At 42.9% G+C, this 22,859-nt stretch carries 17 protein-coding genes; 16 read left to right on the top strand and 1 reads right to left on the bottom strand.

Annotated features, from left to right (window positions below):
• Positions 1-116: 116 nt before the first annotated feature.
• From ACFO3D_RS11095 to ACFO3D_RS11050, 10 genes are all read left to right on the top strand, one after another.
• Entirely contained in the window at positions 117-2,192 is a 2,076-nt protein-coding gene (locus ACFO3D_RS11095) for a sigma 54-interacting transcriptional regulator (protein WP_390295918.1), read from the top strand.
• Between the two features lie 106 nt (positions 2,193-2,298).
• Positions 2,299-3,201: a phosphate butyryltransferase gene (yqiS, locus tag ACFO3D_RS11090; protein WP_390295916.1), complete on the top strand. Its 903-nt coding sequence runs from the start codon at positions 2,299-2,301 to the stop codon at positions 3,199-3,201.
• Between the two features lie 11 nt (positions 3,202-3,212).
• Positions 3,213-4,307 carry a branched-chain amino acid dehydrogenase gene (gene bcd, locus ACFO3D_RS11085; RefSeq protein ID WP_390295913.1) on the top strand — a complete coding sequence of 365 codons (1,095 nt, stop codon included), beginning with the start codon at positions 3,213-3,215 and terminating at the stop codon, positions 4,305-4,307.
• A gap of 31 nt (positions 4,308-4,338) precedes the next feature.
• The gene (gene buk, locus ACFO3D_RS11080; RefSeq protein ID WP_390295911.1) at positions 4,339-5,427 is read left to right on the top strand and encodes a butyrate kinase; all 1,089 of its coding nucleotides are present in this window, start codon (positions 4,339-4,341) and stop codon (positions 5,425-5,427) included.
• A gap of 19 nt (positions 5,428-5,446) precedes the next feature.
• Positions 5,447-6,868 carry a dihydrolipoyl dehydrogenase gene (gene lpdA, locus ACFO3D_RS11075; protein WP_390295909.1) on the top strand — a complete coding sequence of 474 codons (1,422 nt, stop codon included), beginning with the start codon at positions 5,447-5,449 and terminating at the stop codon, positions 6,866-6,868.
• 33 nt (positions 6,869-6,901) lie between these two features.
• Positions 6,902-7,897, top strand: a complete 996-nt coding sequence (locus tag ACFO3D_RS11070; RefSeq protein WP_390295907.1) for a thiamine pyrophosphate-dependent dehydrogenase E1 component subunit alpha — start codon at positions 6,902-6,904, stop codon at positions 7,895-7,897.
• Positions 7,898-7,912: 15 nt separating this feature from the next.
• A complete protein-coding gene (locus ACFO3D_RS11065; protein ID WP_390295905.1) occupies positions 7,913-8,896 on the top strand; it encodes an alpha-ketoacid dehydrogenase subunit beta in 984 nt (327 codons plus the stop codon).
• A gap of 570 nt (positions 8,897-9,466) precedes the next feature.
• Positions 9,467-10,741, top strand: a complete 1,275-nt coding sequence (locus ACFO3D_RS11060) for a dihydrolipoamide acetyltransferase family protein (RefSeq protein ID WP_390295903.1) — start codon at positions 9,467-9,469, stop codon at positions 10,739-10,741.
• A gap of 91 nt (positions 10,742-10,832) precedes the next feature.
• Entirely contained in the window at positions 10,833-11,264 is a 432-nt protein-coding gene (locus tag ACFO3D_RS11055) for a BrxA/BrxB family bacilliredoxin (protein ID WP_390295901.1), read from the top strand.
• 112 nt (positions 11,265-11,376) lie between these two features.
• Entirely contained in the window at positions 11,377-12,363 is a 987-nt protein-coding gene (locus ACFO3D_RS11050) for an aromatic acid exporter family protein (RefSeq protein ID WP_390295899.1), read from the top strand.
• A 35-nt stretch (positions 12,364-12,398) separates the two neighbouring features.
• Here ACFO3D_RS11050 and prli42 read toward each other — a convergent pair whose 3' ends face one another.
• The gene (gene prli42 / locus ACFO3D_RS11045) at positions 12,399-12,533 is read right to left on the bottom strand and encodes a stressosome-associated protein Prli42 (RefSeq protein ID WP_390295897.1); all 135 of its coding nucleotides are present in this window, start codon (positions 12,531-12,533) and stop codon (positions 12,399-12,401) included.
• A 103-nt stretch (positions 12,534-12,636) separates the two neighbouring features.
• Here prli42 and ACFO3D_RS11040 point away from each other — a divergent pair, with 103 nt between their 5' ends.
• From ACFO3D_RS11040 to ACFO3D_RS11015, 6 genes are all read left to right on the top strand, one after another.
• The gene (locus ACFO3D_RS11040) at positions 12,637-14,286 is read left to right on the top strand and encodes an acyl-CoA mutase large subunit family protein (protein WP_390295895.1); all 1,650 of its coding nucleotides are present in this window, start codon (positions 12,637-12,639) and stop codon (positions 14,284-14,286) included.
• 16 nt (positions 14,287-14,302) lie between these two features.
• Positions 14,303-15,127, top strand: a complete 825-nt coding sequence (gene mce / locus ACFO3D_RS11035; protein WP_390295893.1) for a methylmalonyl-CoA epimerase — start codon at positions 14,303-14,305, stop codon at positions 15,125-15,127.
• Complete coding sequence (locus tag ACFO3D_RS11030; protein ID WP_390295891.1) at positions 15,127-16,674, top strand: acyl-CoA carboxylase subunit beta; 1,548 nt, start codon at positions 15,127-15,129, stop codon at positions 16,672-16,674. Before mce ends, ACFO3D_RS11030 begins: the two co-directional genes overlap by 1 nt.
• A gap of 21 nt (positions 16,675-16,695) precedes the next feature.
• Positions 16,696-17,823 (top strand): M20/M25/M40 family metallo-hydrolase, encoded by a 1,128-nt coding sequence (locus tag ACFO3D_RS11025; RefSeq protein WP_390295889.1) that lies wholly within the window; start codon positions 16,696-16,698, stop codon positions 17,821-17,823.
• Positions 17,824-18,214: 391 nt separating this feature from the next.
• The gene (locus ACFO3D_RS11020; RefSeq protein ID WP_390295887.1) at positions 18,215-18,910 is read left to right on the top strand and encodes an ABC transporter ATP-binding protein; all 696 of its coding nucleotides are present in this window, start codon (positions 18,215-18,217) and stop codon (positions 18,908-18,910) included.
• Entirely contained in the window at positions 18,903-22,673 is a 3,771-nt protein-coding gene (locus ACFO3D_RS11015; RefSeq protein ID WP_390295885.1) for an ABC transporter permease, read from the top strand. Before ACFO3D_RS11020 ends, ACFO3D_RS11015 begins: the two co-directional genes overlap by 8 nt.
• The last annotated feature ends 186 nt before the right edge of the window (positions 22,674-22,859 follow it).

Raw genomic sequence — 22,859 nt, 5'->3', positions numbered from 1 at the left:
TAAGTCATTACATTAGTATAGCAAATTCTTTTAAAAATAGGAATCGATGAAAATTTGCTTAATACTGCAGAATAACGTATGATAATTATGTGCAAAAAATTGCAAGGTGGGTGTCTATGAAACGCGTACTTATTGTCGGGGCTGGCAAAGGCGGTAGTGCCTTGCTGGAAATATTACTGAATACAGACCGTATGAAAATAGTTGGTATGGTGGATATAGACAAGAATGCAGATGGATTGAAATCTGCACAAGATCTTGGAATTCCTACTGGTAGCGATTGGGGAGACTGGATAGACAAAGACATCGATATAATCGTTGAAGCAACCGGAGATGAATCTGTACTTGAACGATTACTTGAGGCCAGAGACCGGAAGACCGTTGTTATACCTGGTACAGTCGCATACATAATAGCCGAACTGTTTGAAGAAAAGGAATCGCTGTTGGACCGGTTAAAATTGCAGACTAATAACCAGGAACTAATTCTCCACAACATACGTGATGGTATGATTGTGATTAATAATGAAAGTAAAATACAGTTTGTTAATAAAAGTGCAGAACGAATCCTGGGCTTGAAAAGGGAAGAAATAATTGGGCAAGATATAAAAAATGTCATTTCTGATACAAGGTTACCACACGTGCTGCAGAGCCGGCGTAGAGAAGTGAATCAGAAATTGGTTCTTGAAAATGGAAGAAAAATTATCACCACCCGCATTCCGATTATAAATGCGGAAGACCGTCTGATTGGTGCATTTGCTGTTTTCAAGGATATTACTGAAGTAGTGAATTTAGCAGAGGAAAATACCGATTTAAAAGAAATTAAAACGATGCTTGAGGCAATTATACATTCATCTGATGAGGCAATAACGGTTGTAGACGAAAACGGAACGGGGATAATGATTAATCCTGCTTATACACGAATTACAGGACTCAAAGAAACGGATATAGTGGGTAAACCCGCTACTGCAGATATTTCTGAAGGAGAAAGCATGCATATGAAGGTGCTGAAAACGCGGCGGGGTGTCCGCGGAGTCCGTATGAAAGTTGGACCAGCCAAGAAAGATGTGCTTGTGAATGTAGCACCAGTTATTGTGGATGGGAAGCTTAAGGGAAGTGTTGGTGTACTGCATGATGTGTCTGAAATCAAATCTCTGACAAGTGAGTTAAGACGAGCAAGGCAAATTATCAGAAACCTGGAGGCAAAGTATACTTTTGACGACATAATAGGTCCTTCACCAGAAATGAAATTGGCGCTAGAACAGGCTAAGGTCGGCGCAAAAACGCCTGCAACTGTATTATTACGCGGAGAATCGGGAACAGGTAAAGAGTTGTTTGCGCATGCAATTCATAATGAGAGTGACCGAAAGCATAACAAATTTATCCGTGTTAACTGTGCAGCAATTGCGGAATCTATATTGGAAAGCGAATTGTTCGGGTATGAAGAAGGTGCATTTTCTGGTGCGCGGCAGGGTGGTAAAAAAGGGCTCTTTGAGGAAGCTAACCTGGGCAGTATCTTTTTAGACGAGATTGGTGAACTTTCTCTTAGTATGCAGGCTAAACTGTTACGTGTACTACAGGAAAATGAAATTGTCAGAGTGGGTGGAACTGATCCTATCTCCATTAATGTCCGTATTATTACCGCAACAAACGCTAATTTGGAAAAAGCAATCATGAACAAAACTTTTCGTGAAGACCTTTATTATCGTTTAAACCGACTTCCAATTTATATTCCGAGTCTTAAAGAACGAATAAGTGACTTGTCTGAACTGACACAGCATTTAATCGGAAAGCTAAATCAGGATTACGGCAGGAGCGTTAAGTCAATCGATCAGGACGCACTAGAACATTTGGAGGAATACCATTGGCCAGGCAATGTCCGTGAACTAGAAAATGTTATCGGCCGGGCCATGATTTACATGGATGTTAGTGAAGAAGTTATCAGGAAAGAACACATTCCTGCATTAGCTGCCACTGTAGATAACCCTGAGAATACAATGAGTTTAGAGAATACTTTTGATCAGGACCTTCAGGGTGCTGTTGATCGATTTGAACGGGAATATATTCACAAGGTTTATGAGCGTAATAACTTTAACAAAACGCGGACTGCGAAAGATTTAAATATCTCTATACGTAATCTTTATTATAAACTTGAAAAACATCATATTGAAAAAAAGAGCACGCAAGATCATTCATAGTTGCAGATTCTTGCAAAAAGAAAATCGCTTGAATAAAGCGCTTTCATTAATTTTGGTTTTGGCATAGTTTTTGCAAGGGAATAATGGAGGCAGATTGGAGGCAGTAATGCAAACTTTGGCGGAACTTACAGAAAAAGCGAAACATGAACAAAAGAAAACTGTCGCGGTTGCGGCGGCGGCTGACCGAGAAGTTCTTATAGCTGTAAAAAAAGCAGCAGAACTCAACCTTTGTTCTTTTCTGCTTTTTGGAAATGAAGCGGAGATACATAAACAGGCGGGTTCTGTGGGACTTTATTTGAACTCTGATCAAATAAATGTAGTAGATGCTGGCGGTGACCCTGCTGGATCGGCGGTGAGGACCGTAAATGATAAGTCTGCTGATATTTTAATGAAAGGCAATGTCCCGACTAAGACATTGTTGGCTGCAGTACTGAATAAAGAATGGGGTTTGAGGAGTGGATCCGTACTTTCCCATGTAGCCCTTTTCGAAATCCCAGCATATGAGCGTGTGATATTCCTGACTGATGCCGCAATGAATATATCACCAGGTTTAAAAGAGAAAACAGAGATTATAAAAAATGCGGTAAAAGTAGCTCACGGAATAGGCTTAGGGGAGCCAAAAGCAGCGGTGCTTGCAGCAGTTGAAGTTGTGAATGAATCTATGCAGGCAACGACCGATGCTGCTTTGCTTACTCAAATGCAGAAACGTGGTCAAATCGGCGGCTGTATTGTTGATGGACCACTTGCATTCGACAATGCGGTATCCCTTAAAGCGGCCGGTCAAAAAAATATAACTTCGGACGTTGCAGGTATGGCAGATATTCTTGTTGTTCCAAACATTGAAACAGGAAATGCACTATACAAATCATTTATGTATTTTGCCAACGCAAAAGTAGCTTCTGTGCTAAGCGGCGCAAAAGCACCGATTGTACTAACATCTCGAGCTGATTCCAGTGAGAGCAAATTATACTCTTTATCACTTGCATTATTATCATCAAAAACATTCTAGGAGGAATTACAATGGAAATTTTCACTTATATGGAAAAATACGATTATGAACAATTGGTTTTCTGTCAGGATAAAAACTCAGGTTTAAAAGCTATCATTGCCATTCACGATACTACTCTGGGGCCGGCGCTTGGTGGTACAAGAATGTGGACGTACAATTCAGAAGAAGAGGCAATCGAGGATGCGCTGCGTCTAGCTAAAGGAATGACATACAAAAATGCCGCAGCAGGCCTGAATCTTGGCGGAGGGAAAACGGTTATTATTGGTGACCCACGTAAAGATAAAAATCCGGAGATGTTCCGTGCTTTTGGACGTTATATACAGGGCTTAAACGGACGCTATATTACTGCGGAGGATGTTGGAACCACTGTGCAGGACATGGATCTAATCCACATGGAGACTGATTTTGTAACCGGAATTTCTCCAGAATTTGGCTCGTCCGGCAATCCTTCACCTATAACAGCATATGGCGTGTATAAAGGAATGAAAGCTGCTGCGATGGAGGCTTATGGCGATGATTCACTCGAAGGTAAAGTAGTTGCGGTCCAGGGTGTCGGAAATGTAGCCTATACTTTATGCGAACACTTACATAAGGAAGGTGCGAAACTCGTAGTTACCGATATCCATAAGGAAGCCGTGCAGCGTGCAGTGGATGCATTTGGTGCAGAGGCCGTAGATCCTGATGACATCTATGACGTTGACTGTGACATATATGCTCCATGTGCGCTAGGGGCAACGATAAATGATGATACTATTCCACGCCTGAAAGCCAAGGTTATTGCCGGTTCCGCAAATAATCAGCTTAAATCAACCAAACATGGTGATATTATCCATGAAAAGGGTGTTGTGTATGCGCCGGATTATGTCATAAATTCAGGTGGTGTCATCAATGTGGCAGATGAACTGAACGGTTACAGTCAGGCGCGAGCAATGAAAAAGGTTGAAGGCATCTATGATAATCTGATGAACGTCTTCAAAATTTCTAAGCGGGATAACGTACCAACTTATGTCGCTGCAGATCGCATGGCTGAGGAGCGGATCCAGTCAGTCAGCAAATCACGAAACCAGTTTTTATTGAATGGACATCATACCCTAAGCAGACGGTAAATCGATGTCTAACGTACGGAGGTAAATTAAATTGGCAGATCAACAATACAGAATTTTAGTTATCAATCCAGGATCGACCTCAACTAAGATAGGGGTATTTGAAAATGAAAATTGCATCTTTGAGAAGACGATTCGCCATAATTCCGGGGAATTAGACGAGTTTAACGGGGTAATTAACCAACATGAGTTCCGTAAAAAGGTGATTCTGGACCAGCTTGATTATGAGGGTATCAATATTTCAAAATTAGACGCAGTCTGTGGCCGGGGTGGATTGCTCCGTCCGATTGCCGGAGGTACATACGAGGTTAATGAAGCAATGCTTGCTGACTTGCGGATAGGGTTCAACGGTGAACACGCTTCTAACCTTGGTGGGATTTTGGCTTACGAAATCGCTGGGGGTCTTAATATCCCATCCTATATTGTTGATCCGGTTGTGGTAGACGAATTAATGGATACAGCAAGGTTATCAGGGGTACCCGAAATTCCGCGTAAAAGTATCTTTCATGCGCTCAATCAGAAAGCTGTTGCCAGACGGGCTGCGAAAGAAAGAGGTAGTTCGTACACAGATGTTAATTTGATTGTTACCCACATGGGCGGGGGTATTACTGTTGGTGCCCATAAAAATGGAAAAGTTATCGATGTTAATAACGGTCTGCATGGCGACGGTCCTTTCTCTCCCGAGCGTGCAGGAACGATTCCAGCTGGTGATCTTGTTTCTATGTGTTTCTCAGGACAGTATTATCGGGATGAAGTAATGAAGAAGATAGTTGGCCATGGCGGCTTGATGGCCTATCTGAAAACAAATGACGCGTTGGAAATAGAGCGTAAAATTGAGAATGGTGACGAGTACGCAGCGTTTGTATACGACACGATGGCCTATCAGATTGCAAAAGAAATAGGTGCAATGGGTGCAGTTCTTGATGGTGAAGTAGATGCAATCGTACTCACAGGGGGTCTTGCATATGGAAAAGTGTTCGTAGACATGATTGCAAGACGCGTGAAATGGATAGCGGATATCATCGTTTATCCGGGAGAAAACGAACTGCAAGCCTTGAATGAAGGAACATTAAGGGTGCTGCGGGGAGAAGAAACATCGAAACAGTATCCTGCTAACGAATAGATAAAGGGGTGTTCATCAAATGGCGAAAGATTACGATCTAGTTATACTTGGCGGTGGTACCGGCGGATATGTGGCAGCAATCCGTGCCTCCCAGCTGGGAATGCAGGTAGCAGTGGTAGAAAAAGGAGAACTTGGTGGAACGTGTCTGCACAGGGGATGTATTCCGTCAAAAGCCTTACTTCGTAGTGCCGAAGTATTTAAGCAGACAAAGGAAGCTACTGAATATGGCGTTGAAACCAATAATACAACACTAAACTTCCTTAAAGTTCAGGAAAGGAAAAATAAGATAGTCCAACAATTACACCAGGGAGTTCAGGGACTGATGAAAAAGGGGAAAATTGACGTGTACACCGGATTTGGCCGGATTCTAGGACCAAGTATATTTTCCCCAATGCCTGGAACTATCTCCATAGAGTATGAAAATGGCGATGAAAACACCATGATTGTTCCGAAATATGTACTAGTTGCAACAGGTTCAAGGCCAAAATCGCTACCAGGTCTTGAAATCGACGGAAAGAGCGTTATGACGTCAGATGATGCGCTTAATATGGAGGAGTTACCTTCCTCGATAATTATTGTCGGAGGAGGCGTAATTGGAATCGAATGGGCTTCTATGCTGGCGGATTTCGGTGTGGATGTGACAGTGGTTGAGTACCTAAATCAGATTTTACCGACTGAGGATGAAGAAGTAGTAAAAGAGGCAGAAAAGCAGCTTAAGAAGAAAGGAATTACTTTCTATAAAGGTGCTAAAGTGCTCCCAGATACGCTTGAAAAAGAAGACGGCGTAAAGGTAAAGGCCGAAATCGATGGAAAGAACGAAACATTCCAAGCAGACAAAATGCTGGTTTCAGTTGGGCGTGAAGCAAATACCACAAATATCGGTCTAGAAAATACCGACATAGTTGTCGACCGGGGATTTATCCAAACTAACAAGCATTTTCAGACGAAGGAAGCACATATTTATGCCATTGGTGACGTAATTGGCGGTATGCAGCTTGCACATGTGGCTTCCCATGAAGGAATCACAGCTGTCGAACATATGGCAGACCAGAGTCCGCAGCCGATTAACTATGACAATGTTCCATCATGCATCTATTCTAATCCTGAAATTGCAAGCGTTGGACTGACTGAAAAGCAAGCGAAAGACCAAGGGTATGCAGTCAAGGTAGGTAAATTCCCTTTCAAAGCTGTCGGAAAAGCTCTTGTGCATGGCGATTCTGAAGGTTTTGTCAAAGTAATCACCAATAAGGATAACGAAGATTTACTTGGAGTCCATATGATTGGACCGCATGTTACCGATATGATCTCAGAAGCAGGGCTTGCAAAGGTTCTAGATGCTACTGCATGGGAAATTGCAGAAAGCATTCACCCGCATCCGACATTGTCGGAAGTAATGGGTGAAGCTGCACTTGCTGTAGAAGGAAAACAGATTCACGGATAAAACCAAGGTTTAAATTTAAGGGAGGGATTATTAATGGCAAAAAACCGCCATGAATCATTAGGATTATCGGATGAGCAGGTTTTAGATATGTATAAAACCATGCTTCTTGCACGAAAAATTGATGAAAGAATGTGGCTTCTGAACCGTGCCGGCAAGATTCCGTTTGTTATCTCGTGTCAGGGACAGGAAGCTGCCCAGGTAGGTGCCTCTTTTGCACTGAACCGGGATGAAGATTATACTGCACCGTATTACCGGGACATGGGAGTCGTACTTGCATTTGGCATGACACCGAAAGAACTGATGCTGTCCGGATTCGCGAAAGCTGAGGATCCAAACTCAGGCGGCCGTCAAATGCCAGGACATTTCGGTCAAAAGAAGAACAGAATATTGACAGGGTCTTCACCGGTTACCACCCAGCTTCCGCACGCAGTAGGGGTAGCACTAGCCGCCAAAATGGAGAAGAAGAATTTTGTTTCTTTTGTCACGTTGGGAGAAGGTTCCTCTAACCAGGGAGACTTCCATGAAGGACTGAACTTTGCCGGAGTACATAAGCTGCCGGTCATTACAATGGTAGAAAATAATAAGTATGCTATCTCAGTGCCAATGGAGAAACAGGTAGCCAGCGAAAATGTTTCAGACCGGGCGATTTCCTATGGTATGCCAGGGTTTACTGTTGACGGCAATGACCCGCTCGCAGTATATGAAGCTGTTCGGGATGCAAGAGAGCGTGCAGTGAACGGAGAAGGCCCAACATTGATTGAGGCAGTTTCCTATCGATTGACAGCCCACTCAAGTGATGATGACGACCGTCAATACCGTGAAAGCGATGAAGTCGAGGAAGCTAAGAAAAAGGATTCCTTGATAACATTTGCCGCTTATCTGAGGGATGCCGGCATTTTAACGGAGGAACTGGAAAGAGAAATAAATGGCGAACTTGGCGAGATTGTGAATGAAGCGACAGACTATGCAGAGAATGCACCGTATGCAGATGCAGAAGACGCACTGAAATACGTATATGAAGAAAAGTAGGGAGGGAAAATTGCTATGCCAGTAATGTCATATATTCAAGCTGTCACCGCTGCGTTGAAAGAGGAGATGCAGCGTGATGAGAAAGTGTTTGTTTTGGGGGAAGATGTCGGTAAAAAAGGCGGTGTGTTTGGAGCGACCAAAGGGCTCTATGACGAATTCGGCGAATACCGTGTTCTTGATACGCCACTGGCTGAATCAGCTATTGCAGGCGTTGGAATTGGAGCAGCCATGTATGGAATGCGACCAGTTGCTGAAATGCAGTTCGCTGATTTTATAATGCCGGCTGTCAACCAGATTATTTCCGAAGCGGCAAAAGCACGCTATCGTTCCAACAATGACTGGAATGTTCCAATGACGATAAGGGCTCCATATGGTGGCGGTGTTCATGGTGCTTTATACCATTCACAGTCTGTTGAAGCGGTTTTTGCAAACCAGCCTGGACTGAAAATTGTAATGCCGTCGACTCCGTACGATGTAAAAGGGCTTCTTAAAGCAGCTATACGTGATAATGACCCGGTTTTATTCTTTGAACATAAGCGTGCTTATCGTCTGCTGAAGGGTGATGTACCTGAAGATGATTATGTATTGCCAATTGGTAAAGCCGATGTAAAGAGGGAAGGATCGGACGTTACGGTTATTACGTATGGGTTATGTGTCCATTTTGCTTTGCAGGCAGCCGAAAAGCTTGCAGAGGAAGGGATCGATGCACATATCCTCGATTTGCGTACAGTATATCCGCTTGATAAAGAGGCCATTATTGAAGCGGCGAAAAAGACAGGTAAAGTATTGCTGATCACCGAAGACAATAAGGAAGGAAGCATTATTGGTGAGGTTTCCGCCATAATCGCGGAGAATTGTCTATTTGATTTGGATGCACCAGTTGAACGGCTGGCTGGACCAGACGTACCGGCAATGCCATATGCGCCTACCATGGAAAAGTACTTTATGATTAATCCGGATAAAGTTGAAAAAGCAATCCGTAATCTTGCAGAATTTTAACAACCAAATACAACTTTTGTAAACGAATGTTGTTTTTTATAACTGATTGTTGCTTTTTACGCAAGATCTATAAACTGCGACATAACAGCGAGACTTCGCTCCGGAAATACACTACGCTTTCCGCGGGCTCGCGCTGAGCCTCCTCGTTCGCCAAGAACGCTCACTGTGGGGTATCAACGTCTTCGCTTTCCCGCAGGAGTCTTCGTGTATTTCCTCCGCTTGTTAGTATTTTGATCAAGGATTTGTACAGTCCTTCGTTATATGAATGAGGTTTATTTCATCCTAATTTTGAAAGCTATCCTAAGCTGCGGAAAAATGCGACACTCCAGGGGGAAGAGCAGCTTCCGAAGACCCCACAGCGAGGGAACGAGCGAGGAGGCTGAGGTGCTGCCCCCGGAAAGGGAGTGTTTTTCCGCAGCGTCGGTTAAACTTATCATTAGCCTAATGATGAAAAACACATTATAAATTATTATTACTTCGCAATTTATATCAACTGCGAAGATTAAGGGCAACAAAAATTTACAAAACGTGCCTAAATGATAGATGTAAAGATAGAAGGAGGGAACCATAATGTCTACCGAAAAAATAAATATGCCACAGCTGGGTGAAAGTGTAACCGAGGGTACGATCAGTTCCTGGCTGGTAAGTGTTGGTGATAAAGTCAATAAGTACGACCCGATTGCAGAGGTTATGACGGATAAAGTAAACGCTGAAGTTCCATCTTCATTCACTGGAGTTATTAAGGAATTAGTCGCACAAGAAGGTGACACCATCGAGGTTGGTGAGCTGATGTGCTATATCGAAACCGAAGACAGTGGATCTTCCGATGAAGCAAAATCAACTGGTACGGAGGAAGTGGTACCGCAAGTGGAACAGGAATCAGACAGTTCAGCTGATCAGTCCATGAAAAAACGTTATTCACCTGCTGTTCTTCGACTTGCGCAAGAAAACGATATTGATCTGGAACAGGTTAATGGCTCAGGTCGAGGTGGAAGAATTACACGAAAAGACATCGAGAAAATTATCGCATCTGGGGAAATACCACAGGCGGCAGAGAGTTCCTCACACAAACAGGAACAGGTTGAAAAAGAAACAGCCAAGTCACAGCCAAAAGCTGCACCAGCACCACAGCAGACGGCACAGACAGGTGATATAGAAATCCCTGTTACGGGAGTAAGAAAAGCGATTGCTCAGAATATGGTACGTTCCACGACTGAAATCCCGCATGCCTGGATGACGGTTGAAGCAGATGTAACCGAACTAGTTAAATACAGAAGTAAAATCAAAGATGAATTCAAGCAGAAGGAAGGCTTTGGGCTGACGTTCTTTGCATTCTTTGTAAAAGCTGTCGCGCAGGCACTGAAAGAATATCCGCAACTTAACAGCACATGGGCTGAAGATAAAATCATCCAGCGGAAAGATATCAACCTGTCAATCGCTGTAGCAAAGGATCAGGAGCTATTTGTCCCGGTTATAAAAAATGCCGATGAGAAGAGCATCAAAGGTATTGCCAAAGATATTTACGAACTTGCGATGAAAGCACGGTCTGGTAAATTAACATCTGACGATATGAAGGGTGGTACTTTTACGGTTAATAACACAGGTTCATTCGGCTCCATTCATTCCATGGGTGTGATCAACCACCCACAGGCAGCTATCCTGCAGGTTGAGTCCATTGTGAAGCGCCCGGTTATCGTGGATGATATGTTTGCCGCAAGAGACATGGTCAACCTTTCATTGTCACTAGACCACCGTATCCTGGATGGCCTGATTTGTGGACAATTCCTGGCAAGAGTTAAAGAGATACTTGAAAATATTAATCCTGATACGACAAACGTTTACTAGAGTTTAAATGGATTGAAATCTCGTCCTGAAATTGGTAAGCTGAATTTAAGCTACATTTTTTACTAATTTCGATAAGGGGATGGATGTTCAAATGGATTTTAACTTGTTCATGAACGACGTTGTAGATGCAGCGCGTACGGATATTAAGGAAGCAGGCTATGAGGAGCTAAGAACTCCTGAAGATGTTGATCAGGCTATGAAGCGTGAAGGGTCCACACTTGTTATGGTTAACTCAGTTTGTGGATGTGCTGGCGGGGTAGCACGTCCTGCAGCTGCGAATGCTATTCATTTTGATAAACGGCCGGATCACCTCGTTACTGTTTTTGCAGGACAGGACCGCGAGGCAACCGAGAAAGCCAGAGAATATTTTGAAGGTTACCCACCATCATCACCATCATTTGCCTTCCTAAAGGATGGTAAAATCGTGACCATGCTTGAACGTCATGATATTGAAGGATCAAGCGCTGTAGATGTAGTAGGCAAGCTTCAGCGGGTGTTTGATGAACATTGTGAGGAAATATAAATCGACTAGAATATACTAGTTGTAATGAGGCTGTCTCAATCATACCGGGTCAGCCTCATTTTATTAAGTCGATCAGTTACCGGCTTATTACATAACAGGGGAGATTTTGAGTGTGAAAATTGGCTCCAGGACAATAAAGACAGCAATCGGTACTCCCATTTCCATGACAATTGCCCAATTGCTGGGGCTCACAAACTTTGTTTCTGCAGGGATTCTTACCATTCTTTGTATTCAACCTTCGAGAAAAAAATCGGTTCTAAGTGCATGGCATCGTTTTCTGGCATGTATTATCGCTGCTGTTTTTGCCGTGGTGTTTTTTGAAACTATCGCCTATAACCCAGTGGTGGTAGGGATCATATTGGCATTGTTTATTCCAGTTACGGTTTATCTGAAAATCACTCCTGGCATTGCCACAAGCTCGGTCATTATATTAAATTTTTTTGGCGAGGGAGGAATCTCGCTCTCATTTATCCTGGATCAGTTTATTTTGATTCTCATTGGGATAGGTGTCGGTCTGCTGGTTAATGTATACATGCCAAGCATGGAAAAGCAACTCAGGGAAAAACAGGATGAACTGGAGAACAACTTCCAGGTGATTCTGGAGGAAATTGCTGCCTACATTAGGGACAAAAATGAAACATGGGATGGTAAAGAGCTGACGATTTGTGAGGATATTCTTCAGGATGCTATGTACCTGGTATCATTGGACAGGGAGAATCATCTTTTAAGGAATAAACATCCTTATTACGACTATTTTGTTATGCGTAGACAGCAGTTTGAATTACTTCAGCGGATGCTGCCTCTAGTCAGCAGATTGCCAAATACCGACTCGATTTCAAGGAAAATAGCTGCATTTTTCGAGAAGCTGTCCGATGCAGTCCATCCCGGGAATACGGCAGTGCTTTATCTTGATGAATTGAAGGAATTGCGACGCAGTTTTGATCAGGAAAACCTGCCTGAAACACAGGAAGAGTTTGAGACACGGGCGAACCTATTTCGTCTGTTACATGAAATCGAGGACTATCTGCTGCTTAAAAAGAAATTTAAGAAAAGTGATGTATCTGAAAAGAAAAGAATTAAAAAGACTGGAAAGGCATAGCCTCCAGTCTTGAGAATTCATTAATCTATTATCTATTATAAAAACATTACCAGGCCGGTCGTCAGGGAAGATAGTACCATTGCAAGAATCATGATATAAATAATAATCTTCATTCTTCGTTCCCGCTTTGACTTTCTTCTGGGCGTCTGTGTATTTTGATTTTTAGCCAATTTTAATCCTCCTTCAATCCCGTATCATAATTGTATTTTACCGTTTATCACGGGATTGGACAAGTGCAATCGGATACAAAAATTTATATTGGGGGTTCCAACTATGAGTGATGATAAGTTTCAATCGAAGGAAAAGAAGTGGAAAGCGGCCGTCGAAAAGACAGTGGAACGTTTCCCAGAACGGAAGGAACCGTTTACTACCTCCTCCGACATTGAAGTGGGTCGTTTATATTATCCTGAGAATGATCAGGAATACGATGAAAAACTGGGGTATCCGGGAACATACCCATATACCCGGGGGATCCAACCTACTATGTATCGAAGCAGGTTCTGGACGATGCGACAGTATGCAGGATTTGGTTCGGCAATGGAAACCAATAAGCGTTTTCGTTACTTACTTGACCAAGGGCAGACAGGTCTTTCAGTGGCATTTGACCTCCCAACACAAATCGGATACGATTCGGACGATGTTATGGCTGAAGGAGAAGTAGGAAAAGTTGGGGTAGCGATTGACTCGCTGAAAGATATGGAGCAATTGCTGGATCAGATTCCACTTGACCGGGTAAGTACATCCATGACAATCAACGCTCCAGCATCTGTTCTCTTGTGCATGTATATTGCTGTAGGAGAAAAGCAGGGAGTGCCGTTCGAAAAACTTACTGGAACCATACAGAACGATATTTTAAAAGAATATATTGCACGTGGAACTTATATTTTTCCTCCGAAACCATCTATGCGACTGATTACTGATATTTTTGCATATTGCCAGAACCACCTTCCTAAATTTAATACCATCAGTATATCTGGCTATCATATCCGCGAGGCAGGATCCACAGCTGTACAGGAAGCAGCCTTCACAATTGCAAACGGCATGGCATATGTGGATGCAGCGTTAGATGCGGGTCTTGATATTGATGCGTTCGCACCGCGGCTTGCATTTTTCTTTAACGCTCACAATAATTTCTTTGAGGAAGTTGCCAAGTTTCGGGCAGCCAGAAGGATCTGGGCTAGAATCATGAAAGACCATTACAAGGCAAAAAATGAAAAGAGCTGGAAGTTGCGTTTCCACACACAAACAGGCGGATCAACGCTTACCGCGCAGCAGCCAGATAACAATGTGGTGCGCGTAACAATGCAAGCGCTTGCTGCTGTATTGGGCGGAACGCAAAGTCTTCACACCAACTCAAGGGATGAGGCGCTTTCTTTGCCGACAGAGGAGTCAGCCCGAATTGCACTTCGCACCCAGCAAATCATTGCTAATGAAAGTGGTGTTGCTGATACGGTCGATCCACTAGGGGGCTCATACTACGTTGAGGAACTCACTGATCAGATTGAAAAAGAGGTAGAATCTTATCTGAACCGTATTCGTGATATAGGTGGAGCGGTTCAGGCTGTTGAGGAAGGCTTCATGCAACGTGAGATTCACCGAAATGCCTATGAGACGCAGAAAAAAATAGAAAAAGAGGAAGAAATTATTGTTGGACTCAATAAGTTTACACTTGATGAAGAAGTGAATCCGGACTTAATGAAAGTGGATGAGGAACTGGAGAAGGATCAGATCGAATCCGTCCAACGGATTCGTGCCGACCGAGATCAGGCTGAGGTCGAGCGAACTTTATCAGCTATCCGTCAGCATGCAAGAAATGAAGATAGTAACTTAATCCCGTATATACTGGATGCAGTTAAGGTATATGCAACAGTGGGCGAGATTTGTAATGTATTGCGTGAGGAGTTTGGTGAATATGCAGGATAATAAAGGGGAGACTCAGATGGGGAAAATTCGTGTTTTAATTGCCAAACCGGGACTTGATGGCCATGACCGCGGTGCCCTTGTAATTGCACAAGCGCTTCGTGATCACGGGATGGAAGTTATTTATACAGGGCTTAGACAGTCACCGGTTCAAATAGCACAAGCAGCAATACAGGAAGATGTCGATGTCGTTGGTCTTTCATCCTTGTCAGGGGCACACAAAACATTGTTTCCAAAAGTAGTGGAAGCGCTCGAGGCGCGTAATGCTGGAGATATTCCGGTAGTTGGTGGAGGAGTAATACCAGCGGAAGATATACCATTTCTGCTGGAAAAGGGAGTTAACAAGATTTTCACAAGTGGTTCATCTACCGAGGCGTTAGCAACCTATATAAAGCAGTTGATTCAACCGGAAAGTGAAGAGGTGGATCCACCTGAAAAGATAGCCCATATCGGTATTGCAGTCAAAAAAATTGACCAGGCGCTCTCCTTCTACACAGATACACTTGGACTTCAATTGGAAGCTGTAGAGGAAGTTGAGTCGGAAGGTGTGAAAGTTGCATTCCTGAAGATTGGTGATTCGCGGATTGAATTGCTGGAGCCACTTAATGAATCGTCGGCAATTAAACGCTACCTGGATAAAAAGGGTGAGGGGATTCATCATATCGCATTGGAAGTCGACAATATAAACGAGCGCTTAACCAGCATGAAAAAAAAGGGTATTCAATTGATTAATGAGCAGCCTAAAACAGGGGCACACAACAGCCGTATAGCCTTCATACACCCAAAGGCTGCCAATGGGGTTCTTTTTGAAATGTGTGACCATAGTGAGGGAAGTGAATCGTAATGGACATATTTGATAAAATCAATGAACTATATGATAAAAGAAGACAAGTTGAACTAGGTGGAGGCGATGAACGGATTGACCGGCAGCATGAAAAAGGAAAACTGACTGCCAGGGAGCGGATTGATTATCTGCTTGATAAAGGTTCGTTTGTGGAATTGAATCCGTTCATTGAACACCGTGAGACCGACTTTGGCATGAATAATTCAACTGCCAATGGTGAGGGAGTCGTAACCGGTTATGGGAAAATCGATGGCCGGCCAGTATATTTATTTGCTCAGGACTTTACCGTATATGGCGGGGCTCTTGGTGAAATGCACGGTAAAAAAATTGCAGCCGTAATGGACCTTGCTGCGAAAAATGGTGTTCCCTTTATTGGATTGAACGATTCGGGCGGCGCTCGGATTCAGGAAGGGGTTTCCTCCCTTGATGGATATGGACAGGTTTTTTATCGGAACTCAATTTATTCAGGAGTAATTCCGCAAATTTCAGTTATTATGGGGCCAAGTGCGGGGGGAGCGGTTTATTCTCCGGCAATAACAGACTTTGTCATTATGGTGGAAAAGACATCTCAGATGTTCATCACCGGTCCCAAAGTAATTGGAACAGTAACAGGGGAGAAAATTACTTCCGAGGAACTTGGCGGAGCGCATGTACATAACTCTAAAAGCGGTAATGCGCACATTAAGGCGGAAAATGAAGAGCAGGCACTCGATGCGGTTAAGAACCTTGTAAAGTATTTGCCGCCAAACAATACTGAAAAGCCGCCAGTTGCCGAAGCTGACTCAGGCGATGATACACGGCCTGATATGACTGACATTGTCCCGTTCAACTCAACGCGACCGTATGATGTAAAACAGGTAATCGAGCAGGTTGTCGACCAGGACAGCTTTTTTGAGATTCATAAAGACTTTGCAAAAAATATTGTAGTAGGATTTGCACGAATCAAAGGTCAGACTATAGGACTTGTTTGCAATCAGCCAAAATATCTGGCTGGTGGGCTTGATATTGACTCAAGTGATAAAGCAGCAAGGTTTATTCGGTTCTGTGATTCATTTAATGTGCCGCTTATAACCTTTGAAGACGTGACAGGATTCTTCCCAGGGGTCAAGCAGGAACATGGCGGGATTATCCGTCATGGCGCAAAAATTTTATATGCCTATTCTGAAGCCACCGTTCCAAAGATTACGGTAATAACCCGTAAAGCATTTGGTGGTGCATATGTGGCATTAAACAGTAAATCAATAGGAGCTGACTTAGTTTACGCGTGGCCAAACGCGGAAATCGCAGTTATGGGTCCTGAAGGTGCGGCTAACATCATTTTTGCTAAAGAGATTGCTGAAAGTGAGAATCCTGAAAAGACCCGTCAGGAAAAAATTGAAACATACCGCGAAAAATTCGCAAATCCATATATCGCTGCCGGACTTGGTATGATTGATGATGTAATCGATCCACGCGAGACACGGACTAAACTAGTACAGGCCCTTGAAATGCTACAAAATAAACATGAAGACAGACCAAAAAAGAAGCACGGGAATATACCGTTGTAATTAGTACTGGAGGAAACTTATATGACAGCAGTCAACAAAGAACGTCTGCTTGACGAGTTTTTCGAACTGGTTCAAGTAGATTCTGAGACAAAACACGAAGAAAAAATTGCAGCCGTTTTAAAAAAGAAATTTACTGAACTCGGTCTTGAGGTTATTGAGGATGATAGTAAAGATAAAACCGGGCATGGTGCCGGTAATCTGATTTGTACTTTAAAAGGAAATAAAGATGGCGTTGACCCGATTTATTTTACTTCCCATATGGATACCGTAGTCCCGGGGAAAGGAATAAAACCGTCGATTAAAGAGGGTTATATTGTGTCGGATGGCAGTACTATCCTGGGATCGGACGATAAGGCTGGACTGGCAGCTATCCTCGAGACCATCCGGACAATCAAGGAGAATAATCTGGAGCATGGAGATATTCAGTTTGTGATTACAGTTGGTGAGGAATCAGGACTTGTTGGTGCAAAGGCGTTGGATGAATCTTTATTAAATGCCAAGTATGGTTACGCAATCGACAGTAATGGTTCGGTCGGCGATATTATAGTAGCTGCGCCCACACAGGCAAAAATATTCGCGGTTATGAAAGGTAAGACAGCACATGCAGGAGTGGCTCCGGAAAAAGGCGTTTCAGCAATTACACTTGCAGCAAAGGCAATTGCTAAAATGCCGCTTGGCCGTATTGATGAAGATACCACCGCAAACATCGGCCGGTTCGAGGGTGGACAGCAGACCAATATAGTTTGTGATTATGTTGAGATTCTTGCTGAGGCACGTTCACTTGTTCCTGAAAAAATGGAAGCACAGGTTGCCAAAATGAAGGAAGCATTTGAAAAAACCGCCGAGGAATTAGGTGGCAGTGCGGACGTTGACATAAAAATTATGTATCCAGGCTTCAAACATGAAGCAGGCGATGAAGTGGTTGAGGTCGCCAGGAGAGCTGCAAAGACAATTGGCCGGGAAAGCAAGCTTGAGAAAAGCGGTGGCGGAAGTGACGCCAACATTATCGCAGGGTATGGCATTCCGACAGTAAACCTTGCCGTAGGATACGAGGAAATTCATACAACAAACGAACGGATGCCGGTGGATGAACTAGTTAAGATAACTGAATTCGTCACTGCAATAATTCAGGAAACAGCAAATAAATAACAAGAGTGCAAATATAAAATAACAAACCTTTTAGCAGTTCAATTAACAAATAAATTGGACTGCTTATTTTTGCTGATTTAACATAAAGTCTTGTCTACTGCATAATTCGGTTGCTAAAATGCTCTAATTGCTGTGCTAATTTTCCATACAATATGCAAGCAAAATGGATATTTATGTTGAAATAATAATAGGAATTTGAATAATTGTACTTAAACTCCCTCAGTTTGATTCAATTTAATAGTTTTTAAACATTTTTCAATCAAAAATTCAAGCTCAGCATATTCAATCAGCTGAGCTTCTTTTATGAAAAATCACATGGATTTTATTTACAATTATGTTACAATTTAAATAATTTTATTAATAGAAAATTCATAAAAAGGGGAGTTAAGAAGTGAGTCATAAAATGGAGTGTGTTGAAGTAAGTAAAGTGTTCAAGGGCGACGGAGTTAGTACGTATGCACTGGAAGATATTAATGTAACGTTTGAGGAAGGGGAATTTGTGGCAATAGTTGGCCCTTCAGGCTCGGGAAAATCGACAATACTTAGCTTGCTTGGAACTCTTGATCTTACTACCAGTGGAAATGTAACTTATAACGGTTCCCCCTTAAATGAGTATTCTTCAAGAAAACTGGCTGATTTCCGTTTCGAGAACATTGGCTTCATCTTTCAGCAATTCCATCTGCTGCCAACTTTGACGGCGCTGGAAAATGTGATGTCTCCATTGTTTTCCAGAAAAGTTCCCTACAATAAAAAGGAACGTGCAGAGACGATGCTGAATCAGGTCGGTTTGCAGGATAAATACAATTCACTTCTATCCCAGTTATCCGGCGGCCAGCAGCAACGGGTGGCCATTGCCCGGGCTCTTGTCCATGAACCAAACTGGCTGCTGGCTGATGAACCGACTGGGAATCTTGATACCGATACAGGGGAGATTATTTTCGATACACTGCATGGGCTCAATCGGAATAAGGGGTGCGGAGTAATTGTTGTTACCCATGATTCTGAATTAGCTGAGCGGGCTGATCGTATTGTCGAAATGAAAAATGGAAAAATAGTCAGGGACACGAGGAAGCAGGCATATGCTTAAGTTTATTTGGAACTCATGGTGGCGAAATAAGGAACGATTACTGTTAGTAATTATCGGAGCGCTCATTGTCAGTATTGGATTAAGTTACTTAGTTGGCATTACACAGGCTAACAAAGGAACAATTGTGGATGAACTGCAAAAACGATGGAAGTCTTCCTACCATATTGTTGTCAGGCCACCTGATACCCGCAGTGTGACCGAAGATAAAAATCTTTTGGAACCTAACTATCTCAGTGGCTTGTCAGGTGGTATTTCACTTGAACAACTGCAAGAAATAAGGAATATCCCGGAAGTAAATATCGCTGCTCCGATTTCGATGATGGGGTATGTCCATAATTCCACAACTCTGGACAAAGCAATTTTCACTGAACCTGGCGTTTACCGTATGACGATTAAAAAGGTTACAAACAATGGAATTGAAAATGTAACACAGAAGGATAACGTTTATTTCACGGTAGGATCCTGGTCAGCCCCTTCTGATGCAAGCGAGTATGGAGTGACTCGGTATACGGGAGAGGTCTCCTATGGAACGGACATATTGATTGCAGGGATTGATCCGGAGGCGGAAGCAGCGTTGGTTGGGCTTGATCAAGCCCTGGTGAACAAGGGGAAAAGCACTTATATTTCTAATACAGATAATCCTCAAACGTTTGAGGTAACAGAAGGGGTAGAAGCGACCAGTATTCCAGTATTGTTAAGCAATCAGCAATTTGTTGATGGAAACATAACGTACACTTTTGAGCGACTGGAACTTTCGGAAGACACGAATTTGACCAAAACAATGGAAAGCGTGAAAGAAAGTGGGGGCCGCCGTTTCCTGGAGAAACAAAGCGGAAAAGAAGTGGAGGAGTACACCTATACGACGGAGGAGACACATGAAAAGATTGTGAATCAAATCGTGGATGGCAGCACCCTTAATGAATCACACTGGATGATGTTTAAGCCGTCTTCCATTGATTATCGACCGATATCCAGCCCATATCCGGAAAGATGGCCTTTTACTTATGAAGTGAAGCCCTATACGATTCCTGAAGATTCCCTGTTGGCCGTCAATCAATCTTATCGGCCGGTTACATCGTTTGGCAAGGACAGTTCGGAATGGCCGCGGCTGCAATTCGATTTTAAAGGCATTTTTGACCCGGGGAAGCTTGAAATCTCCAAAGACCCTTTAACGGAACTGCCAATGGAAACCTATTTCCCATCGAAAGCGGAATGGGTACTCGATAAAAACGAGAAACCTGTGAACCCGCCTCAACAAATGAAACCGCTTAATAATCCATATGGCTTCCTGACTAAGCCTCCGTTGATGTTAACAACTATTGAAGCAGCTGCAAACGTGCTTGGTGAGAATCCAATATCTGCTGTTCGGGTGAAAGTTTCCGGGATAAACGAATTAACAGAGGAAAGTGAGAAGATACTCCAAGCAGTCGCTGACCAAATTGAGAAGGATACCGGGTTGATTACGGATATTACGTTAGGATCCTCTCCTCAACCGGCATTAACGCATATACCAGGTGTGGAAAACGGAGAGAATATTGGCTGGATTCAGCAGCCATGGATTAAGCTCGGCTCTTCTGTTTCCATTTTCAAAGAATCGAAAGTGAGTATGTCCGGCATTATTGCGAGTGTCATCCTGGTGGCTATTGTTTATGTGTTTTCTTCCAACATCATTATGATGTATGCGAGGAAAAAGGAATTCGCGGTGCTGCTTTCCATCGGTTGGCGGCCGAATCAGCTTACCAGATTATTGTTCACGGAAGCTGCCTTGATCGGTCTGTTTGTATCGATGATAAGCTGGTTGATACTGGGGTATATCTATGTAACCAATGACATTCAAACGTCCGGCTGGCGCTTATTGCTGATTGGGGTTTTCGGGATAGCCATCTATCTGTTGGGTGCTATGATTCCCGGGTTTTTGGTGAGGAAAATATCCCCTTACGAGACCATGAAAACAGGAGAAATCACCCATCAGAAACGCTATCTGTTTAAAACGACATCCGTAATAGCGATGAGTTTGAATAATTTGCTCGGCAAATGGAAGCGCAGCATCCTTTCCATCCTGGCAATTGCATTACCGACTGGCTTACTCGTATTCTTCCTGTTCATCACGTTCCGCCTGCAAGGGATTATGTATACCACTTGGCTTGGGGAATACGTGGCCATGGAAGTCGGCACCATGCATTACGTGGCGATGGGAGTAGCCATTGCGATTGCCATCCTGACTACGGCAGAGATTATCTGGCAAAACGTCGCAGAACGACAACCGGAACTTGCCGTACTAAAGGCGGTTGGATGGCAGAACAGCACCGTACGTTGGATGGTCCTGATGGAAGGAGCTTTAAACGGTCTTATTGCGGGTGTGCTTGGAATCTCACTGGCATTTGGCATGGTAAGTTTCATGTATGGCCAATTGCCAAAAGAAGAGCTCCCATATTTGGTAGGAACGATCATCATTCCTATCCTTACCGGAGTGATTGGAGCGTTGCTTCCTGCCTCTAAAGCGGTAAAACTCCAACCATATCAGGGCATGACTGGGACCATGGTGAATACAAAAAAAGCGGAGAAAAGCTTTCAGTATACGTTCAGCACAGTTGGAATTCTCTTATTTGTGGGCATCATTGCCCTCTTAACCCAAGCCATCCCGCATGTGGAAGAAAAAGCCACACCTTCACAACCTGTCGAATCGGGGGCGGTGAAAGGAACAGAAGGAGAAGTACAGGAAGTTATTTCCTCACCTGAAGAAAAAGAGGCGGATGGAGCGAAAAGCGAAGAAGATTCAGAGAAACCCGTACCTGAAACCATCATAGAAGAGGCGTATCGGTCCTTACAACTAGGTGAGAAATATGAAGGGTATGATTACTATATGAACTTCGAGCTAGCCGAAACGCCAAAAGGTGTTACGAAAAAAACTCCTGATAACCAACTAATCACTCTCATGACCGATGTAAAAAATGATAACCTTGAAGAAGGCCTAGTAAGTAAGCTTTCCTATCAGCCACACTTCGGATACTATTATCTAGTGGATGGAGAGGGCAACAAATATAAGCCTGTTCACTACAAAAGTCTGGTCGCTGAGAAGTGGGAGAATAAAACTTATATATGGCCAGGCGGTCAGGTGAAATCTCTTCTAACATATGAAGTACCCAAGAGTATCAAAGAATTGGTTTATGTTCAGGACCTTAGTAAGTTTCCAAAATCAGGGGTTTTTGCGGTTCGTATAATGGAAAATGGCAAGTTGTTAGGAGAATCCGAGGAAGCTGTTTCAAAAGAGACAGGAGCGAATACAGAGGTCTTGCTTGAAGAACCCAACTCAGATATGTTCAATGCTAAAATAAACGAGGCTTATCGTTTATTAAAAGTAGGAGAAAACTATGATGTTTACACTGAGCATATTTCATTTGATTTAGCCAATCATCCTGAAGGTGTTAAACGAAAAGGCACGGATACAGAGTTAATAACCTTACAGACAGAAGTAACTATCGATGAAAATGGTGGTAAACTTCATTACCAGCCTCATTTTGGTTATTACTATTTAATGGATAGTAAAGGAAACAAATACAAACCTGTTCATTACAAAAATCTTGTATCAGAAAAATGGAACAAAATTAGAGTTTGGCCTGGAGGAAGAGTAGAATCGTTATTGACTTATGAAGTGCCTAATGATGTTAAAGATCTAATATATGTTCAACACCATACTCAATTGGCGAAATCCGGTGATATAGTTGTAAGAATTAAAAAGAATGGAAAATTATTGGTGGAATAAAGCTTTTCAATTCAAATAGCGATAGTTGGAATGTTCTTAAGCTTACGGGTGCTAGTTTAATTTAACAAAACAATGTAAACAGAACGCTTGGATATTTAAAATCCAAGCGTTGCTCTTTACCAATTTATAGTGTTATATTCTTTGTTAATCGGTGCGATAATTTTGCTGTTATTTTATCTTCTAAAT

Origin of the sequence: Virgibacillus kekensis (assembly GCF_042654125.1) — a bacterium.
Taxonomy (GTDB): domain Bacteria; phylum Bacillota; class Bacilli; order Bacillales; family Amphibacillaceae; genus Lentibacillus; species Lentibacillus kekensis.
Note: the sequence above shows the minus strand (reverse complement) of the source record. Positions and strands in the feature narration are given on the sequence as shown.